Here is a 12,638-nt window from a genome sequence, read left to right as displayed (position 1 = left end):
GCGGGGCGGGAGTGTCAGGCCTTGTGGACGTCGCGGTGCGCCTCGCCGCGGGCCACCTTGTTGGCCTCCCAGCCCGCCCAGGCGGAGGTGACCATCTCGCTGACGTCGTGGCGGGCCTGCCAGCCCAGCACGGTGTTGATGCGGTCGGCGGAGGCCACGACCTTCGCCGGGTCGCCGGGACGGCGCGGGCTGATCACCGGGGCGTAGTCGTGTCCGGTGCCCTTGTTCAGGAGCTCGACCATCTCGGCGACCGAGACGCCCTCGCCGCGCCCGATGTTGACGGTGAGGTCCTTGTAGTCCTCGGCCGCGGCCCACTCGGCCAGCTTGCGGGCGGCCGCCACGTGGGCTTCCGCGAGGTCCTCGACGTGGATGTAGTCGCGGATGCAGGTGCCGTCCGGCGTCGGGTAGTCGTCACCGAAGATCTTGGCGCCCTGGCCGGCGTCGTACCGCTCGAAGACCATCGGCACCAGGTTGAAGACGCCGGTGTCCGCGAGCTCCGGGGTCGCCGCGCCCGCCACGTTGAAGTAGCGCAGGCAGGCGGTGGAGATGCCGTGCGCCTTACCCGCCGCCCGCACCAGCCACTCTCCGGCCAGCTTGGTCTCGCCGTACGGGCTCAGCGGCGCGCACGGGGTCTCCTCGGTGACCAGGTCCACGTCGGGCATGCCGTACACGGATGCGGAGGAGGAGAAGAGGAAGTTGCGCACCCCCGCGTCGGCCACCGCCTGGAGCAGGACCGTCAGGCCCTGGACGTTCTCGTGGTAGTAGTACAGAGGCTTCTCGACGGACTCTCCGACCTGCTTCTTGCCGGCCAGGTGCACCACGCCCGTGATCTTGTGTTCGCGGAGGGTCTTCTCCAGCACCAGCCGGTCCAGGACGGAGCCGACCACCAGCGGGACGCCCTCCGGAACGCGGTCCTCGTTGCCCGTGGACAGGTCGTCGAGGACGACGACCTTCTCCCCCGCGAGCAGCATCGCGCGGACGACGTGCGCGCCGATGTATCCGGCGCCACCGGTGATCAGAAACGTCATGTGTATCTCCTTGGTCCTGTCCGACTTCGGTGCGGAAAGCGCTGCGGGGCGCATCGGGTTCAGCCCGACCCCCGGGCTGCGCGGGCCCGGTGGAACCGGTTGCGTACGAGGTAGAGGGCTCCCCCGGGACCCGGCGCGAGGCGCAGCGCGAGGGCACCGGTCCCCGTCCGGTAGGGCTGCGCCAGCAGAACACCGTACCGGCTGCTGGGCAGCGCCCGACGGCGGAGCAGCCGGCCCCGGGGGCGCAGGGAGGTGAACACCGAGCTCCCGTCGGCACACCGCACGCCCACCCCGACGCTCCACGCCTGCATCCTGCGCAGCCCCTGGCGGCGGCCGGTGACGGCCAGTTCGGCGAGGGGGAACGGCAGCACGGCCATCCAGCCACCGCCCCGGTCGGGCAGCAGCTCGACGGGGGGTGCGAGGACGGGCTCGCCGCCGGCGCGGGGCACGAAGCTCAGGCGGGCGGTCTGCGGGCCGGCCCCGGCGAGGCGCCCGTAGAGGTCGTGCACGCGGATCCGGACCGCGCCGCGGCCGGCCGGCTCGGCGTCGACGGTGACGGGCAGCTCCTCGACCGGCAGCGTCGACAGGCCGTCCAGCTCGACCGGGAACTCGTCGCTCCACACCGGCTCGCCCGAGTCGCCGACCGCGTACGGGGGCAGCAGCAGCGGCGGTTCGGCGGCCAGCCGGGTGAGCCGCTCGACGTCGGCGGGCGGGGACGCGGTGGCCCGCAGCACCCGGACGATCCAGCGGGCCTTCGCCGCGGCGGCCTCGACGTCGGCCGCCGCGAAAGTCTCGACGTAGTCACGGGTCAGGGTCCACCAGGCCGCCTGGTAGCCGGGGTCGCGGCCGAGCTCGCGCAGGTACATGCGCAGGTCGTATTCGAGGAACTTCACCTGGCAGGCGCTGCCCAGCACCGGGGAGGCGGCGGTGAGGATCCGGGCGGCCGTGCGGTGGGCCTCGATGCGGGAGCGCCAGTTCCCGACGTCCTTGCGGTCCAGGGAGATGGACACCTGGGCGGCGCCGCGGCGCACGTGCCAGACGTAGACGAGGTCGCCGGTGACGGCGATGCGGGGGGCCGCGGCGAGCACCCGGGAGGTGAAGACGAAGTCCTCGTAGACGAACCGGCCGTCCGGGAAGCGCAGGCCGTGCTCCTGGAGGAAGGCCCGCTCGTAGAGCTTGTTGACGCACAGGGTGTCGCGGACGAGCTCGGGCCGGTCCGCCGGGCGCTCGATGACGTCACCGGGGGTGTAGAGACCCGGCATCCACGGCACGTCGTGGTGCTGGGGCAGCTCGCGCCGCACGGCCGCGCCGACGGTGACCGGGGCGCGGTGCCGCTCGGCGGTGCCCACGAGGGCGTCCGCCGCGCCCGGCGGCAGGATGTCGTCGCTGTCGAGGAAGAGCACGTACCGGCCGGACGCGGCGGCGATCCCGTCGTTGCGCGGAGTACCGCACCCCCCGCTGTTCTCCGTCCGGTGCACGACCTTGAGGCGGGGGTGGACCGAGGCCAGCTCGTCCAGCACCCGCGCGGTGCCGTCGGAGGAGGCGTCGTTCACCGCGATGACCTCGGTGACCACCGGGCCCTGGGCGAGCGCCGAGGAGACGGCGTCGCCCACGAGCCCGGCGTCGTTGTACGCGATGACCACGACGGAGACCGTCGGGGGGTTGCTGCTGTTCACCCGCAGGATCCTAGGCGACCCGTGTAAAGACGCCCTCAAACCCTCCGGGGCACACGGCCCCGGGAGCGGATCAGAACGGCCGGAATTCGTCGTACTCCTGCTGCGCGGAGTCCCCGCGGCGGGCCTCGCGCTCCTTGCGGCGCTGGGTGGCCGGGCGGGGTGCCTCCATGCGGTGGTCCTCACCGCGGCGGCCCAGCATCTCGGCACCGGCCATCATGGTCGGCTCCCAGTCGAAGACGACGGCGTTCTCGTCGGAGCCGATGGCCACACCGTCGCCGGCACGGGCTCCCGCCTTCTTGAGCGCGTCCTCGACACCGAGGCGGTTGAGCCGGTCGGCCAGGTAGCCGACGGCCTCGTCGTTGTTGAAGTCGGTCTGGCGGACCCAGCGCTCCGGCTTCTCGCCGCGCACCACGTACACGTCCTCGACCTCGTCGTAGGTGACGGTGAAGCCGGCGTCGTCCACGGCCTTCGGGCGGATGACGATACGGGTCGCCTCCTCCTTCGGCTTGCGGGCGCGGGCCTTGGCGATGACCTCGGCGAGGAAGTAGGAGAGCTCCTTCAGACCGGTGCGGGCCACTGCGGAGACCTCGAAGACCTTGTAGCCGCGTGCCTCCAGATCGGGGCGCACCATGTCGGCCAGTTCCTGGCCGTCGGGGATGTCGACCTTGTTGAGGACCACCAGACGGGGGCGCTTCTCCAGGCCGCCGCCGTAGAGCTTGAGCTCCTCCTCGATGACGTCGAGGTCGGCGATCGGATCGCGGTCGGTCTCCAGGGTGGCGGTGTCCAGGACGTGCACGAGCACCGAGCAGCGCTCGACGTGGCGCAGGAATTCCAGGCCGAGGCCCCGGCCCTGGCTGGCGCCGGGGATGAGGCCCGGGACGTCGGCGATCGTGTAGACGGTCGAGCCGGCGGTGACGACGCCCAGGTTCGGGACGAGGGTGGTGAAGGGGTAGTCCGCGATCTTCGGCTTGGCGGAGGAGAGCACCGAGATCAGCGAGGACTTGCCGGCGCTCGGGAATCCGACCAGCGCCACGTCCGCGACGGTCTTGAGCTCCAGGACGATGTCGCCGGTGGTGCCGGGGACGCCGAGGAGCGCGAAGCCGGGGGCCTTGCGGCGGGCGGAGGCGAGCGCGGCGTTGCCGAGGCCGCCGCGGCCGCCCTCGGCGGCCACGTAGGTGGTGCCCTGGCCGACGAGGTCGGCGAGGACGTTGCCCTGCTTGTCGAGGACCACGGTGCCGTCCGGGACGGGCAGGATCAGGTCCTGGCCGTCCTTGCCGGATCGGTTGCCGCCCTCTCCGGGCTTGCCGTTGGTGGCCTTGCGGTGGGGGCTGTGGTGGTAGTCCAGCAGGGTGGTGATCGCCTGCTCCACCACCAGGATGACGTCGCCGCCACGGCCACCGTTGCCGCCGTCGGGGCCGCCGAGCGGCTTGAACTTCTCCCGGTGCACGGAGGCGCAGCCGTGGCCTCCGTTACCCGCGGCGACGTGCAGCTCGACGCGGTCCACGAAGGTGGTCATGGTTGTTCCTCCAGATACAGCGGAATCGTCCGGAAAGTCCGGTGGCAGGCCTTGCTGCCCATTAAACGTGTCTATGCGACAACGCGCCGAGGGCGGACCTCTCTTCCCGGCCTGCGCCGGGAAGAGCTGAGATCCGCCCTCGGGAAGTTACGAACGCTCGATCGGCCGGAGCCGGATCAGGCGGCCGGAACGATGTTGACGACCTTGCGGCCACGGTGCGTGCCGAACTGCACGGCACCGGCCTGCAGCGCGAACAGCGTGTCGTCGCCACCACGACCGACACCCGAGCCCGGGTGGAAGTGGGTGCCGCGCTGGCGGACGAGGATCTCGCCGGCGGAGACGACCTGACCGCCGAAGCGCTTCACGCCGAGCCGCTGGGCATTGGAGTCGCGCCCGTTCCGGGTGGACGATGCGCCCTTCTTGTGTGCCATGTCTCAGTCCCTCTTACTTCGCAGCCGCGGGGATACCGGTGACCTTGATCGCCGTGTACTGCTGGCGGTGACCCTGGCGACGGCGGTAGCCGGTCTTGTTCTTGTAGCGCAGGATGTCGATCTTGGCGCCCTTGTGGTGGTCCACGACCTCGGCCGTGACCTTGATACCGGCCAGGACCCACGGGTCGCTGGTCACGGCGTCGCCGTCGACAACGAGCAGGGTCGAGAGCTCGACCGTGTCGCCAACCTTGGCAGTGGAAATCTTGTCAACCTCAACGATGTCGCCGACAGCAACCTTGTGCTGGCGACCACCGCTGCGCACGATGGCGTACACGCGGATCTCTCTCTCACTCGGGACGGATGCTCCTGAAGCCAGCCGCTCAGGCGGGCCGGGGCCCACGCTGATCCGGAATGGACGAGCGGCCTCTCCCGTACGCGCGCTTGCGCGCGGGACGCGGGAGGAAGGTGCTCAGGAGCGCGGCGCGTACAGGACACGCCGACGGTCTAGGTTACGGGGCCGGTTCCGGAGGGTCAAACCGGGCCCCGCACGGCCGTGGGCCCCGCCGAACGGCGGGGCCCACGGCCACGTGACCGATCAGGCTTCGGCGGGAGCCGAGACGGACGGGGCAGCCTGCTGCTCCGCCGCCGCGGTCTTCTTCGTCGCCCGCTTCGTCGCGGTCTTCTTGGTCGTGGCCGTCTTCTTGGCCGCGGTCTTCTTGGCGGTCGCCGCCTTCTTGGCCGGGGCCTTCTTCGCCGCGGTCGCCTTCTTGGCCGGAGCCTTGCGGGTGGCCTTCTTGGCCGGTGCGGGCTCCTCGGTGGACCCGGCTTCCCCGGTCGGCGCCGCCGGCTCGGTGACCGGGGCCTCGACGACCACCACGGCGGCCTCCGCCGCACCGGCCGGGGAACCGGCGGGAGCGGTGGCCTTGCGGGTGGCGCGACGCCTCGGACGGGCCGGTGCGGCCTCCGCCACCGGGGCCTCCTCAACCGCGGCGGCCGACTCGGGCTCGACGACGGGCGCGGGCTCGGGCTCGGGCTCGGCGGCCACGACGGGCTCCGGGGCCGGCTCGGCCTCCGGCTCCGCGGCGGGCTCCGGGGCCGGCTCGGCCTCCGGCTCCGCGGCGGGCTCCGCGGCGACCGGCACGGGCGCGGTGGCCTTGCGGGTCGCCCGGCGACGGGTACGACCCTTCGGCGCGGCCTCCTCGACCGGAGCGGCCGGGGCGGCCTCGACCGGCTCCTCGACCGCAGCGGCCTCGGCGACGACCTCGGGGGCCGGCACCAGGACCGTGTCGGCCGGCTCGGTCACCGGCTCGGTCACCGGCTCGGCGACGTCCTCGGCCACGGGGGCCGGGGCCTGCACCGCGGCGGCCTCACCTCGCGGGGCACCCGCGGGAGCGGTGGCCTTGCGGGTGGCACGGCGCCGGTTGCGGCGTCCACTCACGCCGGCCGCGGCCTCGGCCTCGGCCGGGGAGCTGTAGAGCTCCTCGCCCGCGACGAACTCCGGCTCGGGCAGCGCCTTGGGCGCGGCGGCCTCGGCAGCCACCTCGGCCTCGGACTCGGATTCGAAGGCGTCGGGCCCGGCCGTCTCGACGGTCTCGACCTCGTGGTCGTGCTGGTCGAACTCGGCGCGGCCGCCACGGCGCTTCGAGCGCTTGCCGTTGCCACCGCCGCCGATCGCGGCCGCCGTCTCCATGTGGACGATGACACCGCGGCCGTTGCAGTGGACACAGGTCTCGGAGAAGGACTCCAGCAGGCCCTGGCCGACCCGCTTGCGGGTCATCTGGACCAGACCCAGCGAGGTGACCTCGGCGACCTGGTGCTTGGTGCGGTCGCGGCCCAGGCACTCCAGCATGCGGCGCAGGACCAGGTCGCGGTTGGACTCCAGGACCATGTCGATGAAGTCGATCACGACGATGCCGCCGAGGTCGCGCAGCCGCAGCTGGCGCACGATCTCCTCGGCCGCCTCCAGGTTGTTCCTGGTGACGGTCTCCTCAAGGTTGCCGCCCTGACCGGTGAACTTGCCGGTGTTGACGTCGATGACGATCATCGCCTCGGTCTTGTCGATCACGAGGGAGCCGCCGGAGGGCAGCCACACCTTGCGGTCGAGCGCCTTGGCGAGCTGCTCGTCGATCCGGTACGTCGCGAAGACGTCGACCTCGGAGGTCCAGCGCTGGAGCCGGTCGGCCAGGTCCGGGGCCACGTGCGAGACGTAGCCGTGGATGGTCTCCCAGGCGCCGTCGCCGCTGACGATGACCTTCGAGAAGTCCTCGTTGAAGATGTCGCGCACCACGCGGACGGTCATGTCCGGCTCGCCGTACAGGAGGGACGGGGAAGAGGTCGTGATCTGCTTCGACTTCTTCTGGATGTCCGCCCACTGGGCCTGCAGGCGCTCGACGTCGCGGCGCAGCTCGTCCTCGCTCGCGCCCTCGGCGGCGGTGCGGACGATGACGCCCGCGTCCTCGGGGACGATCTTCTTGAGGATGGTCTTCAGACGCGCGCGCTCGGTGTCGGGCAGCTTGCGGCTGATGCCGGTCATCGAGCCCTCGGGCACGTAGACCAGGTAGCGGCCGGGCAGCGAGACCTGGCTGGTCAGACGGGCGCCCTTGTGGCCGATCGGGTCCTTGGTCACCTGCACGAGGACCGACTGGCCGGACTTGAGGGCGGACTCGATCCGGCGCGGCCCGTTGGCCATGCCGAGCGCCTCGAAGTTGACCTCGCCGGCGTACAGGACCGCGTTGCGGCCCTTGCCGATGTCGATGAAGGCGGCCTCCATCGACGGCAGCACGTTCTGGACCTTGCCCAGGTAGACGTTGCCGACGTACGAGGTGGCCTCTTCCTTGTTGACGTAGTGCTCGACGAGCACGTTGTCCTCAAGGACCCCGATCTGGGTGCGCTCGCCGCTCTGGCGGACGACCATCACGCGCTCGACGGCCTCGCGGCGGGCCAGGAACTCGGCCTCGGTGATGATCGGGACGCGGCGGCGGCCCTGCTCGCGGCCCTCGCGGCGGCGCTGCTTCTTCGCCTCCAGGCGGGTCGAGCCCTTGATGGACTGGACCTCGTCGGACGGCTCGGCCTTCTCGCGCGCCGGGCGCGGCTCTCGGACCTTGACGACGGTGCGCACACCGTCCTCGTCGCCGGCGGACTCGGCGGCGTCGGCGGGCTCACCGCTGCGGCGGCGGCGACGGCGACGGCGGCGGCTGGAGGTGGAGCCGAGGGCCTCCTCGGTGTCCTCCTCTTCCTCCTCGGCGTCCTGCTCGGCAGACTCCGCCTCGGCCTCTTCGTCGGCGGACTCGTCGAGGTCGGCTGCCTCACCGCGACGGCGACGACGGCCGCCGCGGCGACGGCGGCGCGAGGGACGCTCGCCCGACTCGTCGCCCTCGTCGAACTCCGCTGCTTCGGCGGACTCGGCCGACTCCTCTTCGAGCCCGGGGGCCTCGGCCTCCGGCTCCTCCTCCGCGAGCACCTCGGGAAGGGAGACCGGCGCGGTCTCGGCGGCGCCGCGGCCACGGCGACGGCGGCGGCCGGCCGGCTGCGCGGGCTCGGCGGGAGCGACGGGCTCGACCTCTTCCTCCTCCTCGGCCTCCTCGGCCTCGATCGCGGCCGCGGCGGCAGCGGCGGCCATCGCCGCGGTCTCGGGGGTCTGGAACATCGGCTCGGTGAAGACCGGTGCCTGGAAGACGGCCACGGCGGGACGCGCCGCACGGCGGGCACGGGCCGGAGCGGCGGGCGCTTCGGCGGCCTCGGGCTCGGCGGCGGGCTGCTGCGGGGCGGCGGCCGCGGTCGTGGTCGTGGTCGTGGTGGAGCGGGTGGCACGGCGGCGGCCGCGCTTGGGGGCGTCCACGGCGTCGGCGACGGTCACGGCGCGGGCGGCCTTGGGGGCCTCCTCGGCGGCGGGAGCGGGCTCGGCGGGGGTCTCCGCGGCCGGGGCCTCGGCGGCCGGGGCGGCGACGGCGCGGGTGGCACGGCGGCGGGCACGCGGAGCCGGAGCCGGAGCAGCCTCCTCCACAGCAGCGGCCTCGGCAGCAGCCGGAGCCTCCACCACGGCAACCTCCGCAGCCTCGGCGACCGGCGCGGCCGCGGCACGCGTCGCACGGCGGCGGGCACGCGGAGCCGGAGCCGGAGCAGCCTCCTCCACAGCAGCGGCCTCGGCAGCAGCCGGAGCCTCCACCACGGCAACCTCCGCAGCCTCGGCGACCGGCGCGGCCGCGGCACGCGTCGCACGACGGCGGGCACGCGGAGCCGCAGCCGGAGCAGCCTCCTCCTCCACCACAGCAGCAGCCTCGGCAGCGGATTCGACGACGACGGCCTCCGCGGCCTGGGTCTTCGGAGCGGCCACCGCGCGGGTCGCACGGCGGCGGGGGCGGGCGGGGGCGGCGGCCGGAGCGGCCTCCTCGGCGGGGGCGGGCTCCGCCGCCGGCGTCACCTCGGCGGCGGGGGCGCCGCCGGGCGGACCGGCCGGCCGGGAAGCGGCGCGGCGACGCCTGCGCGGGGGCAGGTTGTCACTGGGGCTGCCGCTGTCGGCGCCGGCGGGGGTGGTGGTGTCGTTTTCGTTACTGAGCATTGCGGGCGGTTCTCCCGTCACGCTCCCGGGCGCCGCGGCTGACTTCCGGTCCGGCGCGGCTCCGCACGATGGCGCGGAGCCGGCCTCCGGGGCGCGTTCGCCACACGGGAGCTGTAGTCCATGGCCGCCGGTTCCGTACGTGTTGTCCGTACGGCCTGGCGGAAGTCTTCAGGTCTGTACGCGGCCCGACCCAGGTGGCTCCCGAGTACCAGGGCTGCGCGACGACGACGGTCCTTACGCGGCGGGACCTTCCGGCGCCTTCGCGTCGGCGGTCACGGCGACCGTGGGTGGGGCGGCCGTGTCTGCCTCGCGGTCGGGCGCGAGCGGGTCGGTCACCGTGCCGGACTCCTCGTCGAAGAGCCCCTGCGCCAGCCTGGTCACCGCAGAGGGGACCGGCGGCGCCAGGTCGGCCACAGCTCGGAGACCGGACAGGACGTCGTCGGGTCGCACGGCAGGTGTCAGATGCCGAACAACCAGCCGCAGTATCGCACAGGCATTGTCCAGCGGCCTATCAGCCGGCGCGGGAAACGCTTCGAGGCTGACGACCGCCCCGCGGGTGTCGAAGGTGCGCACGCCGTTCTTGGTCTTGCGCTGCACCTCGACGGCCTCGGCGGCCAGGAAGGCCGTCACGGCCCGCTCGGCCTCGGCGGGCTCCACGCCGTCCAGGCGCAGCTCCCACACGGAGGCGGTCAGCCGGTCGGCCAGGCCCGAGGTGCGGGCCTCGACGGCTTCGATGATGTCGAGGCCCGCCGGCATCGACTCGTCGAGCAGCTCGCGGAGCCTCTCGGGATCGCGCGGCGCGGCGAGGCCGATCTCCAGGTACTCGGCCTCGCTGCCGGTCCCGGTCGGGGCGGCGTTCGCGTACGAGACGCGCGGGTGCGGGGTGAAACCCGCCGAGTACGCCATCGGCACCTCGGCGCGGCGCAGGGCCCGCTCGAAGGCGCGCTGGAAGTCTCGGTGGCTGGTGAACCGGAGGCGGCCGCGCTTGGTGTAGCGCAGTCGGATGCGCTGCACCACCGGTGCGGGAGGCGGGCCTTCGGGCTGTCGCTTGCCCAGGGGTTCTTCTCCTTGTGCGGGGCTCCGCGGCTCGCGCTTCGCCCTGAGGTCTGTCGACCCGCTCCGGCTCACCCCTGTCCTCGGGGCAGGGAGATCTCGTCAGCGGGTGCCGCGTCGGCGGCTGTCGTACTACCCAGAGTACGCGCCCGTGACCTCGCCGGTTCCACGGGAGGAGCACCGGGGACCGCGCGGTGCACGGTGGCCCGGGTCCGCTCCGTGCCGTACCCGACGCCGACGGGGGCCGCCCGTCCGCTTCGATGCGGAGGAGGAGACGGCGGAGGAGGACGCGGAGGAGACGCCGGAGGAGACGCCCGGGGAAACGCCGGAGGCCCCCACCCGTTGCGGGAGGGGGCCTCTCGTGACCCGGAGTGCACGTGGCCGGCGGGGCCGGCTACTTCACGACCGACAGCGGCAGCAGCTTCTTGCCGGTGGGGCCGATCTGGATCTCGGTCTGCATCTGCGGGCAGACACCGCAGTCGAAGCACGGGGTCCAGCGGCAGTCGTCGACCTCGGTCTCGTCGAGGGCGTCCTGCCAGTCCTCCCAGAGCCAGTCCTTGTCGAGACCGGAGTCCAGGTGGTCCCAGGGCAGGACCTCCTCGTAGGTGCGCTCGCGCGTGGTGTACCAGGCCACGTCCACGCCGTAGGCGGGCAGCGTCTTGTCCGCGGCCCGCATCCAGCGGTCGTAGCTGAAGTGCTCGCGCCAGCCGTCGAAGCGGCCGCCGTCCTCGTAGACGGCGCGGATCACGTCGCCGATGCGGCGGTCGCCGCGCGAGAGCAGGCCCTCGACGATGCCCGGCTTGCCGTCGTGGTAGCGGAAGCCGATGGAGCGGCCGTACTTCTTGTCGCCCCGGATCTTGTCGCGGAGCTTGCCGAGGCGGGCGTCCGTCTCCTCCGCCGACAGCTGCGGCGCCCACTGGAACGGGGTGTGCGGCTTGGGGACGAACCCGCCGATCGACACGGTGCAGCGGATGTCGTTCTGGCCGGAGACCTCGCGGCCCTTGGCGATGACGTTGACCGCCATGTCGCCGATCTGGAGCACGTCCTCGTCGGTCTCGGTGGGCAGGCCGCACATGAAGTACAGCTTCACCTGGCGCCAGCCGTTGCCGTAGGCGGTGGCGACGGTCCGGATCAGGTCCTCCTCCGAGACCATCTTGTTGATGACCTTGCGCATGCGCTCGGAGCCGCCCTCGGGGGCGAAGGTCAGGCCGGAGCGGCGACCGTTGCGGGTCAGCTCGTTGGCCAGGTCCACGTTGAAGGCGTCCACGCGGGTGGACGGCAGGGACAGGCCCACCTTGTCGTCCGAGTACCGGTCGGCCAGTCCCTTGGCGATGTCGGCGATCTCGGTGTGGTCCGCGGAGGACAGCGAGAGCAGGCCGACCTCCTCGAAGCCGGTCGCCTTGAGACCCTTCTCGACCATCTCGCCGATGCCGGTGATGCTTCGCTCCCGCACGGGGCGCGTGATCATGCCGGCCTGGCAGAAACGGCAGCCGCGGGTGCAGCCGCGGAAGATCTCGACGGACATGCGCTCGTGGACGGTCTCCGCGAGCGGGACGAGGGGCTGCTTGGGGTACGGCCACTCGTCGAGGTCCATGACGGTGTGCTTCGACACCCGCCACGGCACGCCGGACCGGTTGGGCACGACGCGGCCGATGCGGCCGTCCGGCAGGTACTCGACGTCGTAGAAGCCGGGGACGTAGACGTTGCCGGTCTTGGCGAGGCGGAGGAGGACCTCTTCGCGGCCGCCGGGCCGGCCCTCGGCCTTCCAGGTGCGGATGATCTCGGTCATGTCGAGGACGGCCTGCTCGCCGTCGCCGATGACCGCGCAGTCGATGAACTCCGCGATCGGCTCCGGGTTGAAGGCCGCGTGGCCGCCCGCGAGGACGATCGGGTGGTCCACCGTGCGGTTCCTGGACTCGAGCGGGATGCCCGCGAGGTCCAGGGCCGTCAGCATGTTGGTGTAGCCCAGCTCGGTGGAGAAGGACAGGCCGAACACGTCGAAGGCGGAGACCGGGCGGTGGCTGTCCACGGTGAACTGCGGCACCTTGTGCTCGCGCATCAGCTCTTCGAGGTCCGGCCAGACGCTGTAGGTGCGCTCGGCGAGGACGCCCTCGCGCTCGTTGAGCACTTCGTACAGGATCATGACGCCCTGGTTGGGCAGCCCGACTTCGTATGCGTCCGGGTACATGAGGGCCCAGCGGACGTCGCAGCTCTCCCACTCCTTGACCGTGGAGTTGAGTTCACCGCCGACGTACTGGATGGGCTTCTGCACGTGCGGAAGCAGGGCCTCAAGCTGAGGGAAGACCGACTCGGTCATCACGCGACTTTCGTGAAGCGGGCAGGGGGCAGCTATCTAGCGTACCCCGACGGCCCAGC

8 protein-coding genes are annotated in these 12,638 nt (G+C 72.6%); all 8 read right to left on the bottom strand.

Going from position 1 to position 12,638, the window contains the following annotated elements:
* Nucleotides 1-14 precede the first annotated feature (14 nt).
* Nucleotides 15-1,028: a UDP-glucose 4-epimerase GalE gene (gene galE / locus AW27_RS22200; protein WP_037923760.1), complete on the bottom strand. Its 1,014-nt coding sequence runs from the start codon at nt 1,026-1,028 to the stop codon at nt 15-17.
* Between the two features lie 59 nt (nt 1,029-1,087).
* Complete coding sequence (locus AW27_RS22195) at nt 1,088-2,704, bottom strand: glycosyltransferase family 2 protein (RefSeq protein WP_037923756.1); 1,617 nt, start codon at nt 2,702-2,704, stop codon at nt 1,088-1,090.
* Between the two features lie 70 nt (nt 2,705-2,774).
* A complete protein-coding gene (gene obgE / locus AW27_RS22190) occupies nt 2,775-4,220 on the bottom strand; it encodes a GTPase ObgE (protein ID WP_037923754.1) in 1,446 nt (481 codons plus the stop codon).
* Between the two features lie 176 nt (nt 4,221-4,396).
* On the bottom strand, nt 4,397-4,651 hold the full coding sequence (rpmA, locus tag AW27_RS22185) for a 50S ribosomal protein L27 (RefSeq protein WP_030027134.1): 255 nt from the start codon (nt 4,649-4,651) through the stop codon (nt 4,397-4,399).
* 13 nt (nt 4,652-4,664) lie between these two features.
* Nucleotides 4,665-4,985: a 50S ribosomal protein L21 gene (rplU, locus tag AW27_RS22180; RefSeq protein WP_015033583.1), complete on the bottom strand. Its 321-nt coding sequence runs from the start codon at nt 4,983-4,985 to the stop codon at nt 4,665-4,667.
* Between the two features lie 261 nt (nt 4,986-5,246).
* Nucleotides 5,247-9,209, bottom strand: a complete 3,963-nt coding sequence (locus AW27_RS22175) for an Rne/Rng family ribonuclease (RefSeq protein WP_304949895.1) — start codon at nt 9,207-9,209, stop codon at nt 5,247-5,249.
* Nucleotides 9,210-9,443: 234 nt separating this feature from the next.
* A complete protein-coding gene (locus AW27_RS22170; RefSeq protein WP_037924370.1) occupies nt 9,444-10,223 on the bottom strand; it encodes a TIGR03936 family radical SAM-associated protein in 780 nt (259 codons plus the stop codon).
* A gap of 433 nt (nt 10,224-10,656) precedes the next feature.
* Nucleotides 10,657-12,582, bottom strand: a complete 1,926-nt coding sequence (locus tag AW27_RS22165) for a TIGR03960 family B12-binding radical SAM protein (RefSeq protein WP_172671350.1) — start codon at nt 12,580-12,582, stop codon at nt 10,657-10,659.
* Between the last annotated feature and the right edge of the window lie 56 nt (nt 12,583-12,638).

The organism is Streptomyces sp. PCS3-D2, assembly GCF_000612545.2.
Taxonomy (GTDB): Bacteria; Actinomycetota; Actinomycetes; order Streptomycetales; family Streptomycetaceae; genus Streptomyces.
Note: the sequence above shows the minus strand (reverse complement) of the source record. Positions and strands in the feature narration are given on the sequence as shown.

Excerpts from the sequence above, each read along its gene's own strand:
- galE (WP_037923760.1), bottom strand. The coding sequence starts at position 1,028 with ATGACGTTTCTGATCACCGGTGGCGCCGGATACATCGGCGCGCACGTC.
- obgE (WP_037923754.1), bottom strand. The coding sequence starts at position 4,220 with ATGACCACCTTCGTGGACCGCGTCGAGCTGCACGTCGCCGCGGGTAAC.
- rpmA (WP_030027134.1), bottom strand. The coding sequence starts at position 4,651 with ATGGCACACAAGAAGGGCGCATCGTCCACCCGGAACGGGCGCGACTCC.
- AW27_RS22175 (WP_304949895.1), bottom strand. The coding sequence starts at position 9,209 with ATGCTCAGTAACGAAAACGACACCACCACCCCCGCCGGCGCCGACAGC.